General features: G+C 62.8%; 20 protein-coding genes. 11 read left to right on the forward strand and 9 right to left on the reverse strand.

The annotated features are described in order from the left end of the window. Positions 1 to 32 precede the first annotated feature (32 nt). Positions 33 to 1070 (forward strand): ABC transporter permease, encoded by a 1038-nt coding sequence (locus AB4X18_RS20640; RefSeq protein ID WP_370401823.1) that lies wholly within the window; start codon positions 33 to 35, stop codon positions 1068 to 1070. After that, positions 1063 to 2061, forward strand: coding sequence for an ABC transporter permease (locus AB4X18_RS20645; RefSeq protein ID WP_370401824.1), 999 nt, complete (start codon positions 1063 to 1065; stop codon positions 2059 to 2061). Before AB4X18_RS20640 ends, AB4X18_RS20645 begins: the two co-directional genes overlap by 8 nt. Positions 2062 to 2172: 111 nt before the next feature. Here the strand turns inward: AB4X18_RS20645 and AB4X18_RS20650 are convergent, their stop codons facing one another. The 4 genes from AB4X18_RS20650 to AB4X18_RS20665 all read right to left on the reverse strand — a co-directional run bounded on the left by AB4X18_RS20650 (position 2173) and on the right by AB4X18_RS20665 (position 7457). Then, complete coding sequence (locus AB4X18_RS20650) at positions 2173 to 3456, reverse strand: DUF3422 family protein (protein WP_432816977.1); 1284 nt, start codon at positions 3454 to 3456, stop codon at positions 2173 to 2175. 311 nt (positions 3457 to 3767) lie between these two features. Then, positions 3768 to 5258 carry an NAD(P)(+) transhydrogenase (Re/Si-specific) subunit beta gene (locus AB4X18_RS20655; RefSeq protein WP_370401825.1) on the reverse strand — a complete coding sequence of 497 codons (1491 nt, stop codon included), beginning with the start codon at positions 5256 to 5258 and terminating at the stop codon, positions 3768 to 3770. Positions 5259 to 5273: 15 nt separating this feature from the next. Beyond that, entirely contained in the window at positions 5274 to 6848 is a 1575-nt protein-coding gene (locus AB4X18_RS20660) for a Re/Si-specific NAD(P)(+) transhydrogenase subunit alpha (RefSeq protein WP_370401826.1), read from the reverse strand. 126 nt (positions 6849 to 6974) lie between these two features. After that, complete coding sequence (locus tag AB4X18_RS20665; protein WP_370401827.1) at positions 6975 to 7457, reverse strand: methyltransferase family protein; 483 nt, start codon at positions 7455 to 7457, stop codon at positions 6975 to 6977. A 198-nt stretch (positions 7458 to 7655) separates the two neighbouring features. Between AB4X18_RS20665 and AB4X18_RS20670 the strand changes: the two genes are divergently transcribed. Next, positions 7656 to 8408 carry an SDR family NAD(P)-dependent oxidoreductase gene (locus tag AB4X18_RS20670; RefSeq protein ID WP_370401828.1) on the forward strand — a complete coding sequence of 251 codons (753 nt, stop codon included), beginning with the start codon at positions 7656 to 7658 and terminating at the stop codon, positions 8406 to 8408. Positions 8409 to 8450: 42 nt separating this feature from the next. Further along, entirely contained in the window at positions 8451 to 9002 is a 552-nt protein-coding gene (locus AB4X18_RS20675; protein WP_370401829.1) for a hypothetical protein, read from the forward strand. Between the two features lie 25 nt (positions 9003 to 9027). On the opposite strand, the gene AB4X18_RS20680 is transcribed toward AB4X18_RS20675, so the two are convergent. From AB4X18_RS20680 to AB4X18_RS20690, 3 genes are all read right to left on the reverse strand, one after another. Then, entirely contained in the window at positions 9028 to 9804 is a 777-nt protein-coding gene (locus tag AB4X18_RS20680) for a gamma-glutamyl-gamma-aminobutyrate hydrolase family protein (RefSeq protein ID WP_370401830.1), read from the reverse strand. 89 nt (positions 9805 to 9893) lie between these two features. Beyond that, a complete protein-coding gene (locus AB4X18_RS20685; RefSeq protein ID WP_432816978.1) occupies positions 9894 to 10319 on the reverse strand; it encodes a GlcG/HbpS family heme-binding protein in 426 nt (141 codons plus the stop codon). Between the two features lie 123 nt (positions 10320 to 10442). Beyond that, entirely contained in the window at positions 10443 to 10586 is a 144-nt protein-coding gene (locus tag AB4X18_RS20690; protein WP_370401832.1) for a DUF2256 domain-containing protein, read from the reverse strand. Between the two features lie 194 nt (positions 10587 to 10780). On the opposite strand from AB4X18_RS20690, the gene pepN reads away from it, so the two are divergent. From pepN to AB4X18_RS20705, 3 genes are read left to right on the forward strand one after another with little or no spacing between them, the layout of a single operon-like run. Next, the gene (gene pepN, locus AB4X18_RS20695) at positions 10781 to 13333 is read left to right on the forward strand and encodes an aminopeptidase N (protein ID WP_370401833.1); all 2553 of its coding nucleotides are present in this window, start codon (positions 10781 to 10783) and stop codon (positions 13331 to 13333) included. After that, entirely contained in the window at positions 13330 to 14070 is a 741-nt protein-coding gene (locus AB4X18_RS20700) for an SDR family oxidoreductase (protein ID WP_370401834.1), read from the forward strand. The genes pepN and AB4X18_RS20700 overlap by 4 nt, the downstream gene beginning before the upstream one ends. Positions 14071 to 14083: 13 nt before the next feature. Further along, entirely contained in the window at positions 14084 to 14518 is a 435-nt protein-coding gene (locus AB4X18_RS20705) for a hypothetical protein (protein ID WP_370401835.1), read from the forward strand. Between the two features lie 7 nt (positions 14519 to 14525). On the opposite strand, the gene AB4X18_RS20710 is transcribed toward AB4X18_RS20705, so the two are convergent. Beyond that, a complete protein-coding gene (locus AB4X18_RS20710; protein ID WP_370401836.1) occupies positions 14526 to 15269 on the reverse strand; it encodes a transglycosylase SLT domain-containing protein in 744 nt (247 codons plus the stop codon). A 220-nt stretch (positions 15270 to 15489) separates the two neighbouring features. On the opposite strand from AB4X18_RS20710, the gene AB4X18_RS20715 reads away from it, so the two are divergent. The 4 genes from AB4X18_RS20715 (at position 15490) to AB4X18_RS20730 (ending at position 19435) form a co-directional block, all read left to right on the forward strand. Continuing rightward, on the forward strand, positions 15490 to 16785 hold the full coding sequence (locus AB4X18_RS20715) for a hypothetical protein (RefSeq protein ID WP_370401837.1): 1296 nt from the start codon (positions 15490 to 15492) through the stop codon (positions 16783 to 16785). 70 nt (positions 16786 to 16855) lie between these two features. Next, complete coding sequence (gene gatB, locus AB4X18_RS20720; protein ID WP_370401838.1) at positions 16856 to 18367, forward strand: Asp-tRNA(Asn)/Glu-tRNA(Gln) amidotransferase subunit GatB; 1512 nt, start codon at positions 16856 to 16858, stop codon at positions 18365 to 18367. Between the two features lie 10 nt (positions 18368 to 18377). Further along, the gene (locus tag AB4X18_RS20725) at positions 18378 to 18845 is read left to right on the forward strand and encodes a thioesterase family protein (RefSeq protein WP_370401839.1); all 468 of its coding nucleotides are present in this window, start codon (positions 18378 to 18380) and stop codon (positions 18843 to 18845) included. Between the two features lie 59 nt (positions 18846 to 18904). Then, positions 18905 to 19435, forward strand: coding sequence for a DUF4177 domain-containing protein (locus tag AB4X18_RS20730; protein ID WP_370401840.1), 531 nt, complete (start codon positions 18905 to 18907; stop codon positions 19433 to 19435). Positions 19436 to 19455: 20 nt separating this feature from the next. Here the strand turns inward: AB4X18_RS20730 and AB4X18_RS20735 are convergent, their stop codons facing one another. After that, positions 19456 to 19713, reverse strand: coding sequence for a BolA family protein (locus AB4X18_RS20735; RefSeq protein WP_370401841.1), 258 nt, complete (start codon positions 19711 to 19713; stop codon positions 19456 to 19458). Between the last annotated feature and the right edge of the window lie 58 nt (positions 19714 to 19771).

Here is a 19771-nt window from a genome sequence, read left to right on the forward strand (position 1 = left end):
CTGCGACTGCTGAACAAAGGTGATGGCCCCCGATGCTGACCTTCACAATCCGACGCCTGCTTTTGTCGATCCCGACGCTTTTGTTCATCAGTTTTATCATTTTCGGCCTGTTACAACTGGCCCCGGGTGATCCGATGGCGCAGGTCCCGCTGACCGTGCCGCCGGAAGTCAAACAGAAGATGCGCGAAGCGCTTGGCCTTGGTCAGCCGTGGTACGTGCAATACTACAAATGGCTGATCCAGTTCTTCTGGATCGAACCCAAGGTGTTCATCGATTACCTGACCACCCGCTCCACCCTGCTGGGCTGGCTGCCGGACACGACGTTCTATCAGGGTGAGTTGCGGGTGATTTCCTGGCAGACACGGTCACCGGTGATGGACATCGTGATCCAGCGTCTGCCCCAGACCATGTGGGTCGTGGCACTCAGCTATGTGGTGGGGATCGTGATTGCCATTCCCATCGGCATCTATTCCGCCTACCGCCACTATTCGGTCTTCGATCAGGCCGGCACCTTCGTCACCATGATCGGCTTCTCGATCCCGCCCTTCTTTACCGGGCCGCTGCTGATCGTGATCTTTTCGGTCTACCTGGGCTGGCTGCCGTCGATCTATGACACCACGCATGTGGTCAACGACTGGGCCAGCTTCAAGATCCAGTTCCAGCAGATGATCATGCCCGTTATGGTGCTGGCGCTGCAGACCACCGCGCAGATCAGCCGCTACATGCGCGGCGCAATGCTGGACAACCTCAATCAGGATTACGTGCGCACGGCGCGCGCCAAGGGGCTGGGCGAAAGCGTCGTGGTGATGGTGCACGTGCTCAGGAATTCGATGATCCCGGTCGTGACCGTGATCGCGCTTGGTATGCCCGCCGTCTTCGGCGGCGCCATCATCACCGAGAACGTGTTCAAGGTGAACGGCATCGGGCAGTTGCTGCTGACCGCCCTCTTCGCCAACGACCTGCCGATGGTCATGACGCTGACCTTCATCTTCGCGATCCTGATCGTGCTCTTCAACCTCATCGCGGACGTGCTTTACGGCCTGCTTGACCCGAGGATCCGCTATGACTGAGCAAGCAACCCCTGCCTCACCGCTGGAAGCGGATATCGAAACCTTCGGCGCGCTGACCGACAAGGAGCCGCAGAAACCGCCGCGCAGCCAGTGGCGCGACGTGTGGGACCAGTTCCGCAAGCACAAGGGCGCGGTCTTTGGCGGCGGGTTCCTGATCTTCATCACGCTGGGGGTCATCTTTGGCCCGTGGCTGTGGGATGTGGACCCCAAGGGGCTGGACATCCGCAACAAGAACTGGCGGCCGATCTATACGCTGCTGTGGGACAGCGGTGCCAACGCAGGCTGGGCGCATCCCTTTGGCACGGACCAGTTGGGGCGCGATATCCTCGCGCAGATGATCGCGGGCGGGCGCGTCTCCATGGCGGTGGGCTGGCTGGCGATGGGGCTGGCGCTGGTGATCGGCACGGCAATCGGCGTCGTCTCGGGCTATTTCAGGCGCATGGACTTCTGGCTGATGCGCTTTACCGACCTGGTGCTGTCGCTGCCGATCCTGCCTTTGGTGTTGCTGGCCGTGACCCTTTTTCGTCAACCGCTGAACGCGCGGTTTGGACCGGAAGGGGGCATGTTCATCCTGATCGTCGCGGTCATCGGCCTGACCTCATGGATGCAGACCGCGCGGATCGTGCGCGGCGACATTCTGGCGCTGAAGGAACGCGAATTCATCCTTGCGGCCCGCTCCATCGGAACCACGCCGGGCAAGATCATCCGCCGCCACCTGCTGCCCAATGTGATTTCTCCGATCATGGTGTCGGCGACACTGGGCCTTGCGACGGCGATCATCACCGAAAGCGCGCTCAGCTTTCTGGGCGTGGGTTTTCCGTCGGACTATCCGACATGGGGCAAGCTGCTGGCCGACGCCGTGCAGCGGATGCAGGATTTCCCCGAACGCGTCCTGTTGCCGGGCATCGCGATTTCGCTGACCGTGCTGAGCGTGAACTACCTTGGTGACGGCTTGCGCGACGCGCTTGACCCCCGCATCAGGGGCCGCTGACCCAAGGCGCAGGGCGCGCAGATCAGGCGCCCCGCCCACCTCTCTTTTTGGCCTTAAATACCCCGGGCCCGGCTTGCCCCGGGCGCACACCTGGGGCGAGGGCACAAACGCCTAGCTGATGTGCCTGCGCAACCGCCGCACCATCCACCACACCGCGCCGACAACAGGCAAAGTGACCGCCGCCAGCAACACGCCCTTGCTGATGCCCGCCAGTTCCGCCACGGGATAAAGCAGGTATCCCACCAGCGACACCGCGTAATAGCTGATCGCCACCACCGACAGCCCTTCGACCGTGCGCTGCAGGCGCAATTGCAGATCGGCGCGCTTGTCCATGCTGGCCAGGATCTCTTGGTTCTGGGCGGAGCGTTCCACATCCACCCGCGTCCTGAGCAGTTCCGACGCGCGGATGGCGCGCTCCGACATGGTCTTAAGACGGTTTTCGGTGGATTGCACCGTGCGCATCGCAGGCTCGTACCGGCGCATCATGAATTCGGCAAAGCCCTGCCTGCTCATGAACCGCTCTTCGCGCAGGGCTTCGATGCGCTGGTTCACAATCGCCTGATAGGCGCCCGTCGCGCCAAAGCGGAAGGCGGTCTTCACCGCCAATGTCTCAAGCTCGACCGAGATATCAAGCAAGGCGTGCAGTGTGTCTTCGGCAAGGGCTGCGGGGCCGCGCATCCGGGCCATCAGGTCGGTCAGTTTCATGTCCAGCGCATTCAGCTGCGGTGACATCCAGCGCACCATCGAAAAGCCCAGCATGGAGGCGGATTTATAGGTCTCGATCTCGCACAGGCGCTGGACGATGCGGCCCGTGCGGCGGTCCCCGGTGGTCTTGTCAGTGAAGATCGCGATGCGCAGATGCCCCGCCTCGTCGATGCGAAAGTCCGACGCCACGATGGCCGCGCCGTCCAGCACGCTGGCCACGGCAAGGCTTTCGTGCACGAACCAGTCCGACAGCTTTTCGGTGATCTCCGCCTCCTGCTCAGGCTTGGGCATGAGGCGCAACAACGCCGAGGTGATGCGCCCCCCCGGTGCATCGTCCAGCCAGTAGTCCGGAAAGACGTCGAATTCATCGGGCGCGAAGGCCCGTTCGCCCATGTCCTTGCGGAACACCGTGTAGGTGACCAGTTCTGTGTGCTGTTCCCACTTCAGCCAGTATTTCCCCATCTCGCCGTAGTAATGCGTGGCCTCCGCATCCGGGCGCGGCGCGCCGTAGTGATCCAGCAGCGCGATCAGATGGGCCAGATCGGCGGATTTGTCCCGGTTGGCGGCATCCTCGGGCTGTTTGATGGCCAGAAAGACCGCAGTGGACGGCGCCCTGAGGGAGGGAAAGGGGCGCGCGTGCAACTCTCCGGTAAGGGCGTAGCGCTGGGGATAGTCTTTGATCGGGGCCATGGGGGAGGTTCCGCTGTGAAGGTCTGACGCCATACATAGGCGATTTTTTCCTTATGAACAGATAAAATATATATTTTTCAGCATGTTGGACGTGTACATTTGTATACCGGAAACGGCCAACCCCGCGCAGACGTTGGACTATTTCAGTCGATGGCCGCGCCCGGGGCCACAAAAGCAAAGCGCCCCATCGTTTCCAACGGGGCGCTTCGTTTCAACAGTGCGCGGAAATTTTGGAAATTTCCGACCGTTTCTGCGGGCGAAGGCCCCACTGGGGCCTTCGTTGATCCTTGAAACTCTTTGAAAGAAAACGACTAGTCGATCATCGGGAGGAGCTTGTCCAGCGACGCCTTCGCATCGCCATAGAACATCCGGGTGTTGTCCTTGAAGAACAGCGGGTTTTCGATGCCCGAATACCCCGTGCCCTGCCCGCGCTTGGACACAAACACCTGCTTGGCCTTCCAGCATTCCAGCACCGGCATGCCGGCAATGGGGCTGTTGGGATCGTCCTGTGCGGCCGGGTTCACGATGTCGTTGGAGCCGATGACGATGGCGACGTCGGTGGACGGGAAATCGTCGTTGATCTCGTCCATCTCCATCACGATGTCATAGGGCACCTTGGCTTCGGCCAGAAGCACGTTCATGTGCCCCGGCAGACGCCCCGCGACGGGGTGAATGGCGAAACGCACGTTCTTGCCCTTGGCGCGCAGCTTGCGCACCAGATCCGCCACCGCCGACTGCGCCTGTGCCACCGCCATGCCGTAGCCGGGAATGATGATGACGCTGTCGGCTTCATTGAGCGCGGTGGCGACACCGTCCGCCTCAATCGCGATCTGTTCGCCTTCCACGGCCATCTGTTCACCCGCAGGGCCGCCAAAGCCGCCCAGGATCACGGAGACAAACGACCGGTTCATCGCCTTGCACATGATGTAGCTCAGGATCGCACCGGAGGAGCCCACCAGCGCACCGACCACGATCAGCAGATCGTTGCCAAGGGAGAAACCAATCGCCGCCGCCGCCCAGCCGGAATAGCTGTTGAGCATGGAGACCACGACAGGCATGTCCGCCCCGCCGATGCCCATGATCAGGTGATACCCGATGAAAAGTGCCGCCAGCGTCAGCAAAAGCAGCGGGAAGAACCCGCCGGAGGCCAGATACCAGATCAGGCAGATCGCGGAGATGCCCGCCGCCGCGATGTTCAACATGTGACCACCGGGCAGCTTTTCGGCTGCCGTGTTCACCCGGCCCGCCAGCTTGCCGTAGGCAATGACCGACCCGGTGAAGGTCACCGCACCGATCCAGATGCCCAGCACCAGTTCGACCCGCAGGATGTTGATTTCCACGCTGGTCTTCTTGGCCACGATGGCCGCAAAGCCACGGAACTGATCGGCAACCTCCTTCGCGGCCCCAGTGAGGGAGCCGTAAGTTTCCTGCGGATAGGGCAGCCCGGCTTCGGCAAATGCCGCCGCCACGCGCCCGATTTCGATGTGGGCGTTCAGCCCCACGAAGACCGCCGCCAGACCCACGAGGGAGTGCATGGCCGCCACAAGTTCGGGCATCTGCGTCATCTGCACCCGCTGCGACAGTTGCATCCCGATGAAGCCACCCGCCGCGATCAGGATCAGCGACAAAAGCCACAGCCCCGCCCCCGGCCCGATCAGCGTCGCCGTCACCGCCAGCGCCATGCCGACAATGCCGTACCAGACCGCGCGTTTCGCGCTTTCCTGTCCCGACAGCCCCCCAAGCGAGAAGATGAACAGCACGGCTGCGACCACGTAGGCGGCTGTTGTAAAACCGAATTCCATTGCTCTTCTCCGCTCTTAAGACTTCTGGAACATGGCGAGCATGCGCCGTGTCACCATGAAACCACCGAAAATATTGATGCCGGCCATGAAGACCGACGCCGCCGCGAGGATCATCACCAGCCACGACCCCGACCCGATCTGCATCAGCGCGCCCAGGATGATGATCGAGGAGACCGCATTGGTGATCGCCATCAGCGGCGTGTGCAGCGAATGCGCCACGCCCCAGATCACCTGGAAGCCCACGAAAACCGCCAGCACAAAGACGATGAAATGCTGCATGAAGCTGGCCGGGGCCACAAGGCCGACCGCCAGCAACAACGCCCCGCCCACGGCCAGCAGCGTGACCTGGTTCTTGGTCTGCTGCTTGAAGGCTGCAACTTCAGCGGCGGCTTTTTCTTCGCGGGTCAGTTCCTTGGGCGCTTCCTTCTTGGGTTGCGCCGCGATGGCGGCCACCTTTGGGGGTGGCGGCGGGAAGGTCACTTCGTTTTCGTGGGCAATCGTCGCGCCCCGGATCACGTCGTCTTCCATGTCATGCACGATCACGCCGTCTTTTTCCGGCGTGAGGTCCGTCATCAGGTGGCGGATGTTGGTGGCATAAAGGGTTGACGCCTGCGCGCCCATCCGGCTGGGAAAGTCGGTATAGCCGATGATGGTGACGCCGTTCTTGGTCACGATCTTTTCGTCCATGACCGTCAGTTTGCAATTGCCGCCCTTCTCCGCCGCGAGGTCCACGATCACCGAACCCGGCTTCATCGCGGCGACCATGTCTTCGGTCCAAAGCTCGGGCGCTTCGCGGTTGGGGATCAGCGCGGTGGTGATCACGATGTCCACTTCGGGGGCCAGTTCACGGAACTTGGCCAGCTGCGCCTCCCGAAATTCGGGTGAGGAAACAGAGGCATATCCGCCCGTTGCCGCGCCGTCTGTCTGTTCTTCCTCAAAGTCGAGGTAGACGAATTCAGCGCCCATGCTTTCGACCTGTTCGGCCACTTCGGGACGCACGTCAAAGGCATAGGTGATCGCACCCAGCGATGTCGAGGTGCCGATCGCGGCCAGACCGGCAACACCGGCACCCACAACCAGCACCTTGGCCGGGGGTACCTTGCCCGCCGCCGTGATCTGACCGGTAAAGAAGCGGCCAAAGTTGTTGCCCGCCTCAATGACTGCGCGGTAGCCCGCGATATTGGCCATGGAAGACAGCGCATCCATCTTCTGCGCACGAGAGATACGCGGGATCATTTCCATCGCCACAACGGTCGCGCCCTTCTTGGCGGCCTGACCCATCTCTTTTTCGTTCGCCACGGGGCTGAAGAAGGAAATCAATGTCTGGCCGTCGCGCAGGCGCTTCATCTCTGCATCAGAGGGCGCGCGCACCTTGGCGACCACATCGGCGGCTTTCCAGAGGGCGGCGGCGGTCTTGACGACCTCAACGCCTGCCTCCTTGTACGCGGCATCGTCAAAGCCGGCGGCGACACCGGCACCGGCTTCGATCACGCAGCTGTGGCCGAGCTTTTGCAGCGCCAGCGCGGAATCCGGCGTCATCGCGACGCGCGCCTCGTTCGGGTAGAGTTCTTTTGGTGTTCCGATCTTCACTAGGCTTTCCCCTATCTGTAAGTGCGCCGCGCGCACGTCACACATCTTTGCACGCGCAGCACCTAGCGCGGCAAAGCGTGCTCTACAAGCGCTGGAAGGCGCTGAAATGTCGCGCAGGTCGCCCGATCACGCCCATTTCCGCGTTTTTTCGGCATATTTGCGAAATTCGGTGCCGAAACTTTCTTTCAAACGGGCTTCTTCAGGCGCAATAAAGCGTCTCTCGATCACCACCATGAACGCGGGAATCAGCACCAGTGCGGGCCAGTGCCCCCACCACAGGATCACACCGGCCAGTATCATCGCATCGCCCAGGTAGATGGGATTGCGGCTGAACGCGAAGGGGCCCGTGGTGATCATGCTTTTCGGCATTTGATGTGGCACGACGCTGGTGGCCTGCGCGCGGAACTTCAGCACCGACCAGAGCATCAGGGCCAATCCGCTGCAGACCAGCGCGCCGCCCAACAGCCGCAGCAGCGTACTGCGGATCACCAGACCGGGCAGCAGCGCACCGACCAGATATGCCACGATCAGGAAGCCCAGAAGCCAGACCGGCGGCATGTCCACCGCCTGTCGGATCGTCAGATTGCCCGTGTCCCTCCAATGCGCCATGGCTTGCCCTTCCGTTGGGGCCAAGAATGGTCGCAGCACGGCTGGCGTGCAACGGGAAAAGGGCGGTCTGCATCGCGGTGCGCGACACCTGCACCTGCCGCGCCGATGAAACACGCGCCCTCACGCACCGTCATGCGGCCCAGGCCCTTGCGTTGCCGCCAGCGCGGGGTCAGCATCACGGCAAAGCGGGAGGATATTATGAACCTGAACGGAAAACACGCGTTCATCACCGGGGGCGGCACCGGCATCGGGCTGGCCATTGCACGTGATCTGGCCGCCAAGGGCGCGCGCGTCACCATTACCGGGCGCAGGCAGGAGGTGCTGGAGGAAGTCGCGGGCGATACGCTGACGCCCCTTGCGATGGATGTGCGGGAAGAGGCGGACGTGCAGGCCAAGGTCGCTCAGGCCGTGGCGCAAAACGGCCCTGTGCAGATTTGCATTCCCAACGCGGGGCTGGCCGAAGGGCGCGGCCTGCACAAGACTGACATGGATTTCTGGCGCAACATGATGGCCACCAATCTGGATGGTGCGTTTTTGACGATCCGGGAATGCCTTGGATCGATGCGGGAAACTGACTGGGGGCGGGTGATCGCGATTGCGTCTGTCGCGGGGTTGCGCGGGCTGCCGGGGGCGGCGTGTTATTCGGCCTCCAAGCACGGGATGATCGGGCTGATCCGGTCCCTGTCGGAGGATTACATGGGCAAGCCCTTTACCTTCAACGCAATCTGTCCGGGCTATGTCGATACGCCGATCATCACCCGCAACACCGAAAGCATCGCCCGCCGCACCGGGATGGATACCGACAAGGCGCGCGATGTCATGGTCGGTATGAACCGCCACAAGCGCCTGCTGGAAGCGGATGAAATCGCCGCTGCGGTGGGTTGGCTCGTGGGACCGGGATCGCAAAGCATCAACGGCCAGACGATCGAGATCGCCGGGGGACAGATGTAGCGCTTAACGGTGCGTTAACCGTGATCTGGCTAGGGTTGGGGGATGAAGACACCTGCCTGTCCGCCCCAAACCTTCTTTGTCACCCTGCGCCTTGCCGACCGGCGGTCTGATCTGCTGGTGCGGGAGGTGGGGTGTTTGCGGCAAGCCCTGCGCGCGACCCTGTCCGCCCTGCCCTTCACGGTGGATGCCGCCACGGTCCTGCCGGCGCTTGCGCATATGGTCTGGGTCCTGCCGGAGGGGGACGCCAGTGCCGCGTCACGGGTATTGATGCTCAAGCGCAGGTTTGCCCAGCTGGTCGCCCCTGTGGATGTGGTGCCGCAGGGCGCTGGCGTCTGGCACCGGGACCATTGGATCTGCCGGTTGGAAACGACGCTGGAGCACGCGCGCCACCGCACGGTAATCCATCAAGCCGCAGTTGAGGCAGGATTGTGCGCGCAGCCACAGGACTGGCCCCATGTGTCGCTGCACCGGGATCTGCGGCATGCGGCGGCAGCGCCGATGGATCACCTGTCGCGGCAGGAGAAGCCCGTCAAAGCGCGTGAAGCGGCGGGCATCGAACAACCACCGCTGCGCGAAGCAAGCCTGCAGTCTTGAAGGATCGTCAAGGTTCGGGGCGCTGTCAGACCGCTTTGAGGCTCGGGGCGGCACCCCGTGCCCGCCACGCCCGTGCCGCGTCGCCAAATGCACTGAACAGCGGTCTTGAGACCGGATCGCCCGCCGCGTTCCATTCCGGATGCCATTGCACCGACAGGGTGAAGCCCGGTGCGCCGTCGACATAGATCGCCTCCGGCGTGCCATCCTCGGCATGGCCATCGACCACGATCCGGGACCCGGCGGTCTTGATCCCCTGCCCGTGCAGCGTATTGGTCCGCACCGATGGCGCGCCCATCAGTTCGTTGAATATCCCGCCGGGCGTAAAGGTCACGTCATGGCGCAGCTCAAACTTTTCATCCAGCGACCCGTCGGGCGGCATGCGGTGGTTCATGCGCCCCGGCAATTCGCGGATTTCAGGATAAAGCGTTCCGCCCATGGCGACGTTGACCTCCTGAAAGCCCCGGCAGATCCCCAGAAAGGGCTGGCCGCGTTCCACGCAGGCGCGCACCAGCGGCAGCACGATCGCATCGCGGGCGCGGTCGAAGGTGCCATGCGCCTCTGTCTCCGGCTCGCCGTATTCTTCGGGATGGACGTTGGGCCGCCCCCCGGTCAGCAGGAAGCCATCGCAGGTTTCAAGCAACTCCTCCACGGACATGAAGCGCGGATCGGACGGCACGATCAGTGGCAGGCAGTCGGACACCTGCGCCACCGCTTCGGAATTCATCGTGCCACCGGCATGGGTGGGATACTGGTCATTCAACAGATAGTGGTTGCCGATAATACCAACGACAGGTCTTCCCATGGGTCACCTTCTTACTGAAACTTGCGGCAGTATATAGGCAAAGCGGCCACGTGGCTCAACCATTGCGGCCCTTTTCCTGAGTTGAAAGGTCAGATTTCCCCGGTCAGACCGGCCGTTTCGATGCCAAAAAGGGCAGCCGCCGCATCATTGTCGGAGGTATCGCCCGTCACGCCGACCGCGCCGATCGCCGCCCCCTTGCGGTCGCGCAGCAGCACGCCGCCCGGCACGGGGATCACCGCCCCGCCGTAGACACCGTTCACCGCCGCCATGAAATAGGCCTGATCCTCGGCTCGTTTCATCTGCGCGGTGCCGGCCATGCCCAGCATCACCGCGCCGTGGGCCTTGCCGTGGGCAATGGCGAACCGTCCCGGTGCGGCACCGTCCTCGCGTTCGAACGCCTGCACGTGGCCGCCTGCATCCAGCACGATCACCGACAGGGGTTTCAGCTCCATCTCCCGCCCTTTTTCGAGGGTTTTGCGCACGATGGTGCGCGCCTTGCGGAGTGAGATTGTCATGATGTGTCCCTTCCTTGTGCTGTTGTGATGCCGCGCGGGGTGGGCCCTGCGGAAATGTGCATTCAACGCCGATCGGTATACCGGGCCACGATCACACGCCAGCCAAAAGCGGCGGCGGCCGCGTCAGCCCTTCGCCTTCCTGCACCGGTCAGAGCAATAACGCACCGCATCCCAGTCCTTGGCCCATTTGCGCCGCCAGGTGAAAGGCAGGCCGCAGGTGGCGCAGATCTTAATGGGCAGATCGCCTTTCTTGCGCATCTTGGCCATGACGCATCTCCTTCAAAACAGAAACGACCCCCGCCCAAAGGCGGAGGCCGCAGGTAATACGCCCCGATTGTTGGTCAATTGGTGACGTGGCACCGGGTTGCCCCGGCGTCCTGCCGGACAGTCCCGGTTGCGGGCCTGCCGTTACGGACATAACGTGCGCAAAACCAACTTTGTTCCCATCCTGAGGTGCCTTGATGCGCGATGCTGCCCCGACCACAATCTTTCTGGCCGACTACACCCCTTTCGGATACGAGGTGGACAGCGTCGCGCTGCATTTCACCCTTGATCCGCACCAGACCCGCGTCAAAAGCCGCATCGCCTTTCGCCCCAACCCCGACGCCACCGACAAGACGTTTTTCCTGCATGGCGAAAAGCTCAAGCTGGTGGCGGCCACGATTGACGGCGCGTCGGTCACGCCCGATGTGACGGATCAGGGGCTGACCTGCGCGGTGCCCGACGGGCCGTTTGTCTGGGAAGCGGAGGTGGAGATTGATCCGGCGGGCAACACAGCGCTTGAGGGGCTTTACATGTCGAATGGCATGTATTGCACCCAATGCGAAGCCGAAGGGTTTCGCAAGATCACCTATTACCCCGACCGCCCGGATGTGATGAGCGTCTTTACCGTGACCATCGACGGGCCGCACCCGGTGCTGCTGTCAAATGGCAATCCGGTCGAAACGCGCAAGCACCACGCCGAATGGCATGATCCCTGGCCGAAACCGGCCTATCTTTTTGCGCTGGTTGCGGGCGATCTTGTCGCCCACACCGACGACTTCACCACCATGTCGGGCCGCGATGTGACGCTGAACCTTTACGTGCGTCCCGGCGACGAGGGCAAATGCGCCTTCGGGATGCAGGCGCTCAAGGACAGCATGAAGTGGGACGAAAAGGTCTACGGGCGTGAATACGATCTGGACCTGTTCAACATCGTGGCGGTCGATGACTTCAACATGGGCGCGATGGAGAACAAGGGGCTGAACATCTTCAACTCATCCGCGGTGCTGGCCAGCCCCGAAACCTCCACCGACATGAATTTCGAACGGATCGAGGCGATCATCGCGCATGAGTATTTCCACAACTGGACCGGCAACCGCATCACCTGCCGCGACTGGTTCCAACTTTGCCTGAAAGAAGGGCTGACGGTGTTCCGCGACAGCCAGTTCACCTCTGACATGCGGTCGGCTGCCGTCAAACGCATCTCAGACGTGATTGATTTGCGCGGGCGCCAGTTCCCGGAGGATCAGGGGCCGCTGGCGCATCCCGTCCGGCCCGAAAGCTTTCAGGAGATCAACAACTTCTACACCGCCACCGTCTATGAAAAAGGCGCGGAAGTGATCGGCATGCTCAAGCGGCTGGTGGGGGACAATGCCTATGGCGCGGCGGTCGATCTGTATTTTGAGCGGCACGACGGGCAGGCCTGCACAATTGAAGACTGGCTGGCGGTGTTCGAGGAAACCACGGGCCGCGACCTGAGCCAGTTCAAGCGCTGGTATTCCCAGGCGGGGACGCCCCATCTGAAGGTGACCGAAGACTGGCAGGACGGCACGCTGACGCTGACGCTTGCACAGCACACGCCGCCCTCCTCCGCGACGCCCAATCCGCAGCCGCAGGTGATCCCGGTGGCGATTGGCCTGATCGGGCCGGATGGCGCCGAAGTCCGCCCCACCGAAATGCTGGAGATGACCGAAGCCACGCAGACCGTGACCTATGACGGATTGGCCGCGCGGCCCACCGTATCGGCGCTGCGCGGCTTTTCCGCCCCCGTGGTGCTGGATCATGATCAAAGCGATGCGGAACGCGCGCATCTGCTGGCCCATGACACCGATCCGTTCAACCGCTGGGAAGCGGGGCGCAATCTGGCGCGGGGCGCGCTGCTGGCGATGATCCGCAAGGGGGCCGACCCCGACACGGCCTATCTTGACGGGTTGCAGCGGGTGCTGACCGACCGCAGCCTTGATCCCGCCTACCGCGCGTTGATGATGGGCCTGCCCAGCCAATCCGATCTGGCCGCGACCCTGCATAATCTGGGCCACACCCCCGATCCGGCGGCGATCCATGCCGCGACGGAGGCGATGCGCGCCGCGCAGGCCAGCCACTTTGCCGATGATCTGGCGCCGCTTTACGCCGAAAACCGGGTGCAGGAACCCTATGCGCCCGATGCCCGCCAATCCGGCATGCGCAGCCTTGCAGGCGGTGTGCTCGCGTTGCTCAGCCGGTTGGACGGGGGCGCACAGGCGCGCGCGCAATACCAGCAGGCCGACAACATGACCGAACAACTGGGCGCGCTGGCCTGCCTGTTGCGCGTCAAGGCGGGGGATGCTGAACTGGCGGCCTTTGAGGCACAGTGGAAAGACGACCGGCTGGTCATGGACAAGTGGTTCGGGATGCAGGTCATGCAGGCCGACCCCGAAGATGTGGCCGCCACGGCGCACAGGCTGACGCAGCACAGCGACTTCAACTGGAAGAACCCCAACCGTTTTCGCGCCGTGATGGGCAGCCTTGCCATGCACCACGCGGGCTTTCACCACGCCAGCGGCGCGGGATACACCCTGCTGGCGGACTGGCTGATCCGGCTGGACCCGGTGAACCCGCAGACCACCGCGCGCCTGTGTTCGGCCTTTCAGACGTGGAAACGGTATGATGGGGACCGGCAGGCGCTGATCGCGGCAGAACTGGACCGCATTCTGGACACCCCCGATCTGAGCGGCGACACCACCGAAATGCTGACCCGCGTGCGCACCGCATGACCCGCCCCGTCTGCCTGATCACCGGTGCGTCGGCGGGGATCGGTGCGGCGTCCGCCAAGCTGGCGGCGCAGCGCGGCTATGACGTCGCGCTCAGCTACAACACCGACCGCGCAGGCGCCGAGGCGGTGGCCGCCGCCGCCGAAGACGCGGGCGCGCGGACGCTGATCGTGCAGGCCGATGTTGCCGACCCGGATGCCATCACCGCCCTTTACCGCGCTGTCGATGACGCTTTTGGCCCACTGGATGCGCTGATCAACAATGCCGGGATCGTGGCACAGACCGCGCGTGTGACGGACCTGACCCATGACCGCCTGCGCCGGATGTTCGATGTCAACGTGATCGGGGCAATCCTTGTCGCAAAGGAAGCCGTGCTGCGGATGGAGCCGCGCAGGCGCGGGGTGATCATCAATGTCACCTCTGCCGCCGCAAGGCTGGGGTCTGCCAATACCTATGTCGATTATGCCGCCAGCAAGGCGGCGATGGATATCTTCACCAAGGGGTTGTCGGATGAGGTCGCCGCGTCGGGGCTGCGGGTGATGGGCATCGCCCCCGGCCTGATAGAGACGGACATTCACGCCAAGGGCGGCGATCCGGGGCGCGCGGGGCGGCTGGCTTCCGGCGTGCCGATGCAGCGCACGGGATCTGCCGAGGAAGTCGCGCAGGCCATCGTGTGGCTGATGTCGGAGGAGGCGTCCTATATCACCGGCTCCACGCTGGATGTCACGGGCGGGCGGTAAGGCAGCCATGCAGGTGGCGGATGACTTCATCTTCGAACAGGACGGGCGGCGGTCGCTTGTGGCGCTCGTTCTTGGTGTGGTCTGGGCGGTTCTGGCCGCTGCATGGCTGTGGATGGAAGCGGCCTTGTGGATCGTGGCGCTGCTTGGGGCCTTCACCCTGCCCGCGCTGCGTGACCTGATACGCAATCCGTCTGCCGGGCTGACCCTGACGGACCGTGACCTGACGTGGCACACGGGCCGCTATGAAGGCGCGCTTGACCTGTCAGAGGTGCAGCACATGCGCCTTGATACGCGGCTGGATTTCTCTGTCCGGGCCACCGCTGTGCTGAAGTCCGGGCGCAAGATCCGGTTGCCGTTTGAGGCCACCCCGCCCCACCGCGCGTTCGAAACCGCGCTGGAGGCGCGCGGGCTGCGCGTCAAACGGTTCCATTTCCAACTGATGCAATAGAAGACGCCTAGGGCCGCAGCTTTGGCCGCTTGCTGGACAGGTTCTGGCAATAGCTTTGCTCGCGCAGCCATCCGGCCATGTCCCGGCGCTTGCTGGAAGACCGCATCGGACCCCAGTCTGCCGCCACCCCGCGCCCGCCGCGGCCATAGATCACGCCGTCACGCGGCACGGTCACCGCCATGATGCGGATGGCACAGCTGAGGTTCGCCGCCCCGTTCTTGAGCGCGCGCCCCGTGCCGACGTTGCATTTGTATCCGCGCGCGGTGCCGGGCAGGATCTGCAACAACCCGTACCAGCGGCCATTGCCCCCCACAGCCGTCGCCCGGTAAGTGCTTTCGTGTTTTGCCAGCGCGGACAGAAAGCCGACCCAGAACGCCCGCCGGTCCCTGTCGGTGGCCTGCGGATAGGCCGGGCACCAGTTGCCGATGTCGGCAGGCACCAGATCGACCAGCGGTTTCCCATGCGCCTTGAGGGCCGACAGCGCCGCGCGGGTCCAGACCGCGTGCCCCGACTTGTGCTGCCAACGCGTCTGCGGCAGGGCGGGCCTGCTTGCCGGGGGCCTTACAACGGTGCTGAACAGGGCCTGTGGTCCTGCAGTGGTCTGATCAGGCGCCAATGACGCAACCTGTGATTGAGCACTTGACGCAAGCTGCGCCTGATCAGTCGATTCAACCGGCGCTTGCGCGTCGGCAGATCCACACAAAAAGCTGGCCATCAAGACCAGCACAAACCACCCAGGTATCCGTTCCATGACGGCCAGTATGCCGTTTTCACGCTTGTTTGTGCAAGTCCGGGGGCCCGTGTCGCTTTTTGCGCGCGATTGGCCGCGCATGTGCGCCTGCCGCTGCGCGCACATCCGCCCACACGTAAAAGGCGAACAAACACCGCGATATCTCCGCAGCGGTGCCTTTCTTCCGCCCCAATGCGCGACCATTTACGAAATGAGCAGAAGACAGACAGGTACCCGATTGATGAAACCGCTTACGGCCTTTTTGCGCAGACAGAAACAAGCGCTGATGGATCAGCTTGCTGGCCCCGCATGGCCGCAAGCAAGCGAACAAGCGCCCCTGCGGCCCATCCGGCGGCGTCCGCACAGCGCGAATTCCGCGGCGGGTCCTGATATGCTCAGCATCGCCTGCCCCGACCCGACGGCCGAAGATGCTTTGAGAGATCAACACCTTGCGGCGGCTCAACGGTTGGTGCGCCAGGAAAACTGGGAAACCCTGTCGGAGCGCATCCGCAAAGCCGACCAGTCGCGTGACATGACGCCAGGCTGCATGCCGGTGGCCGAACTGATGGCCTATGGCGGGCGCGCGGATGTGACCCTTGCAGCCGAACACGCGCTGTTGGCGGGCAGACCGGATGAAGGGGCACCGTTGCTGGCGGGCATCGAGTCCCTTGAGCATGTGCTGGCCGAACACGCCGATGACCATATCGTCGCCGCGATCGTCGCACAGGCCCACATGGACATCGGCTGGGCCTGGCGCGGGACGGGCTGGGACACCGAAGTGCCCGACCGCAACCGCGAAGCCTTTGCCGCGCATTTCGACCGTGCGGGCGATATCCTTGGGCCCTTTTGCGCACAAAGCATTGATTCGCCCCTTCTGGCGGCAACCAGCTGCGCGTTGCTGGGCGGGCTGGACGATCACGAACGTCGCGTCGCTGACCGCTATGAAACGCTGATCAACCTCAACCCCGCCAACCCCCGCGCGATGCGGGCGATGGGCAACCACCTGCTGCCGCGCTGGTACGGCTCCTACACGGAACTGGAACTGGAAGCGCGCCGGACGGCGTCGCGCACGCAAGACACATGGGGCGCGGGTGGATATACCTGGGTGCAATTCGACGCGATTTCCTGCGACGATGAAGCCTGCGCAAACCTTGATCTGGGCTTTTTCATCGAAGGGATGCGCGACATTCTTGCGCGCCGTAAGGACAGCTATACCGTCAATCTGCTGGCAGCCTATTGCGCGACCGGGATCGGGCAGTCTTTCTCCGGCAATGATGTTGCCGATCAAAATCGAAGCGAGATCGCCAAGTGCGCCCGCTGGATCGTGCGCGAGCACATGACCGAACTGCACCCGATGATCTGGGCCCATGCCGCGCGTGGTTTCGACAACAACCTGCGGGTCAAATCCCCCGCCCGCTTTGCCGCCGCCGGCCGGGATGAAGCGATGCGGATCATCACCGGATTGTTCAGCCGGGAGATCGCAGATGGCCAGCGGATCGTCTTTACCGATACCGGGGCCGAAGCCGTCACCGGCTGACCCGCAGCCCCTTGCAGCACTGCGCGCGCTGGCCTAAGACCGCACTGTTATCCCAGTGGCGGAGCCGGACATGCTTGACCTGACATATGAGACCCCCACCCCCAAGCGCATCGCGGGGGCGAAAGACGATTGGGAGCTTGTCATCGGAATGGAAGTGCACGCGCAGGTGTCCTCCAACGCCAAACTGTTCTCGGGCGCGTCGACCACCTTTGGCGCCGAACCCAACAGCAACGTGGCCTTCGTCGATGCCGCGATGCCCGGCATGTTGCCGGTGATTAACGAATACTGCGTCGAACAGGCGGTGCGCACGGGGCTTGGCCTGAAGGCGGAAATCAACCTGAAATCCGCCTTCGACCGCAAGAATTACTTCTATCCCGACCTGCCACAGGGCTATCAGATCAGCCAGCTTTATGAACCCATCGTGGGCGAAGGCGAGGTGCTGGTGGAGATCGGCGACGGCAAGGCGCGGCTGGTGCGGATCGAACGCATCCACATGGAACAGGACGCGGGCAAATCCATTCACGACATGGATCCCAACATGTCCTTCGTGGACCTCAATCGCACGGGCGTGTGCCTGATGGAAATCGTCTCCCGCCCCGATATTCGAGGCCCGGAAGAAGCCGCCGCCTATCTGGGCAAGCTGCGCCAGATCCTGCGCTATCTCGGGACGTGCAACGGCGACATGCAGTCGGGCGCGATGCGCGCGGATGTGAACGTGTCGATTTGTCGGCCCGGTCAGTATGAGAAGTATCAGGAGACGCAGGATTTCTCCCATCTCGGCACCCGGTGCGAGATCAAGAACATGAACTCCATGCGCTTCATCCAGCAGGCGATTGAGGTTGAGGCCCGTCGCCAGATCGCCATCGTCGAAGGCGGCGGTGAAGTGGTGCAGGAAACGCGGCTGTTTGACCCCGACAAGCAGGAAACCCGGTCCATGCGCTCCAAGGAAGAGGCGCATGATTACCGCTATTTCCCCGACCCCGATCTGCTACCGCTGGAGATCGAACAGGCGTGGGTCGATCAGATCGCGGCCAACCTGCCCGAACTGCCGGACGCCAAGAAGGCGCGGTTTATCAATGATTTCGGATTGTCGGATTATGACGCATCCGTCCTGACCGCCGATCTGGATTCCGCTGGCTATTTTGAAGCAGTGGCAAAGGGCCGTGATGGCAAGATGGCCGCGAACTGGGTCATCAACGAACTTTTCGGGCGTCTGAAGAAAGACGACAAGGACATCACCGAAAGCCCGGTGACCCCTGCCCAGCTGGGCGGGATCATCGACCTCATTGCCTCCGACGCGATCAGCGGCAAGATCGCCAAGGACGTGTTCGAGATCACCTACACCACAGGCCGCGACCCCGCCGAAATCGTGGAGACCGAAGGCCTCAAGCAGGTCACCGACACCGGTGCGATCGAGGCGGCAGTAGATGAAATCATCGCCGCCAACCCCGATCAGGTGGCCAAGGCGCAGGAAAATCCCAAGCTGGCAGGGTGGTTTGTAGGTCAGGTGATGAAGGCGACGGGCGGCAAGGCCAACCCCAAGGCCGTCAACCAACTTGTCGCGCAAAAGCTCAAGGGCTGAGGCCCCTGCCGTGAGCGCGCCTTTCACCTCAGCCCTGCGGCCGATCCTGCCCGAATGGATCGACTATAACGGCCATATGAACATGGCCTATTACAACGTGCTGTTCGACACGGCGGTGGATGAAGTTTACGGGCTGATCGGCTTTGGGCCGGATTACCAAAAAACAGGCTTCACCAGCTATGTGGCGGAATTCCACGTCTGCTATCTGCGCGAACTGAAGCTGGGGGATGAGGTGAAGGTCACCTTCCAGGTCGTTGATTTTGATGAAAAACGGGTGCACACCTATCAGGAGATATGGCACAGGGACGGATGGTGCGCGGCCACGGCCGAAGGCATGGTGCTGCACATTGATCAGTCCGGGCCAAAGGTCGCGCCGATGCCTGCGCATATCCTTGCGGCGCTGGAAACCTACCATGTCCCCAAAGACACCCTGCCCGCCTCTGCCAGAATCGGGCGGCGCATCGGCATCACGCGCTGAGCCGCTTTTCCAACCGCACTTGAGTTGCTATACAGCCCGCTGAACAGGAAAGAGCCGCCATGCCATCATACGAATACAAGATTGTCCCCGCCCCAACGAAGGGCCTGAAGGCCAAAGGTGTCAAAGGGCCCGAAGCGCGTTTCGCCCATACGCTTGAGGACAGGATGAATGAAATGGCGGCAGAGGGCTGGGAATACCAGCGCGCCGAAACGCTGCCATCGGTGGAACGGTCCGGCCTGACCTCCACCACGACTGAATGGCGCAACGTTCTGGTGTTCCGCCGCCTGCGTGACAGTGCCGCAGAGGCGTTCACGCCCGAACTGCTGCCAGCCCCTGACGCCGCGACACCTGAAACGCCTCAAAATGGCAGTGCAGCGCCCGCAAAGAAAGACCCGCCAGTCACGGCTGTGCCCAAACCCGCTGCGGCAGATCGTAAAGAACCAAGCGTCGAACCGGCAGCAAAGGCGGACACACCCGCCGCACCATCTGTCGCCGACAACAGTGTGGAAAACACAAAAAGCGTGTCCACCATCAGTTCATCGCTGACCAAGCTCGCAGAAGCAAGAAAGCTATCAAAGTCAGACACCTAAGCGGCGTTCTTGAACCCGCTTCAGGTATCCAGATCCAGCGCAAGCGCGTGGATGCGGCCCATCAGGTCCGGTCCAAGCGCGTTGTGCACCGCCCTGTGGCGGGCGATCCGGCTCAGCCCCGCGAAGGCATCGGCGCGGATACGCACGTTATAGTGGCTTTCTCCGCCCTCCTGAAAACCGGCATGGCCCCGGTGACTTTCGCTGTCATCGACAACGTCAAGTTCGCGCGGTGACAGGGCCGCTTGCAGCCGGTCGGTGATCTCTTGCGTCTTCGACATTTTTTTAGCCAAGCCCCTTCAATCTGGTGACACAGGGTCTAAACTGAGCGGCCTGAGT

This window comes from Sulfitobacter rhodophyticola (assembly GCF_041281685.2).
In the GTDB taxonomy this organism is placed as follows: Bacteria; Pseudomonadota; Alphaproteobacteria; order Rhodobacterales; family Rhodobacteraceae; genus Sulfitobacter.

Excerpts from the sequence above, each read along its gene's own strand:
- AB4X18_RS20735 (WP_370401841.1), bottom strand. The coding sequence starts at position 19,713 with ATGTCGAAGACGCAAGAGATCACCGACCGGCTGCAAGCGGCCCTGTCA.
- AB4X18_RS20715 (WP_370401837.1), top strand. The coding sequence starts at position 15,490 with ATGAAACCGCTTACGGCCTTTTTGCGCAGACAGAAACAAGCGCTGATG.
- pepN (WP_370401833.1), top strand. The coding sequence starts at position 10,781 with ATGCGCGATGCTGCCCCGACCACAATCTTTCTGGCCGACTACACCCCT.
- AB4X18_RS20650 (WP_432816977.1), bottom strand. The coding sequence starts at position 3,456 with ATGGCCCCGATCAAAGACTATCCCCAGCGCTACGCCCTTACCGGAGAG.
- AB4X18_RS20645 (WP_370401824.1), top strand. The coding sequence starts at position 1,063 with ATGACTGAGCAAGCAACCCCTGCCTCACCGCTGGAAGCGGATATCGAA.
- AB4X18_RS20680 (WP_370401830.1), bottom strand. The coding sequence starts at position 9,804 with ATGGGAAGACCTGTCGTTGGTATTATCGGCAACCACTATCTGTTGAAT.
- AB4X18_RS20685 (WP_432816978.1), bottom strand. The coding sequence starts at position 10,319 with ATGACAATCTCACTCCGCAAGGCGCGCACCATCGTGCGCAAAACCCTC.
- AB4X18_RS20710 (WP_370401836.1), bottom strand. The coding sequence starts at position 15,269 with ATGGAACGGATACCTGGGTGGTTTGTGCTGGTCTTGATGGCCAGCTTT.
- AB4X18_RS20700 (WP_370401834.1), top strand. The coding sequence starts at position 13,330 with ATGACCCGCCCCGTCTGCCTGATCACCGGTGCGTCGGCGGGGATCGGT.
- gatB (WP_370401838.1), top strand. The coding sequence starts at position 16,856 with ATGCTTGACCTGACATATGAGACCCCCACCCCCAAGCGCATCGCGGGG.
- AB4X18_RS20675 (WP_370401829.1), top strand. The coding sequence starts at position 8,451 with ATGAAGACACCTGCCTGTCCGCCCCAAACCTTCTTTGTCACCCTGCGC.
- AB4X18_RS20655 (WP_370401825.1), bottom strand. The coding sequence starts at position 5,258 with ATGGAATTCGGTTTTACAACAGCCGCCTACGTGGTCGCAGCCGTGCTG.
- AB4X18_RS20690 (WP_370401832.1), bottom strand. The coding sequence starts at position 10,586 with ATGGCCAAGATGCGCAAGAAAGGCGATCTGCCCATTAAGATCTGCGCC.
- AB4X18_RS20730 (WP_370401840.1), top strand. The coding sequence starts at position 18,905 with ATGCCATCATACGAATACAAGATTGTCCCCGCCCCAACGAAGGGCCTG.
- AB4X18_RS20665 (WP_370401827.1), bottom strand. The coding sequence starts at position 7,457 with ATGGCGCATTGGAGGGACACGGGCAATCTGACGATCCGACAGGCGGTG.
- AB4X18_RS20640 (WP_370401823.1), top strand. The coding sequence starts at position 33 with ATGCTGACCTTCACAATCCGACGCCTGCTTTTGTCGATCCCGACGCTT.
- AB4X18_RS20670 (WP_370401828.1), top strand. The coding sequence starts at position 7,656 with ATGAACCTGAACGGAAAACACGCGTTCATCACCGGGGGCGGCACCGGC.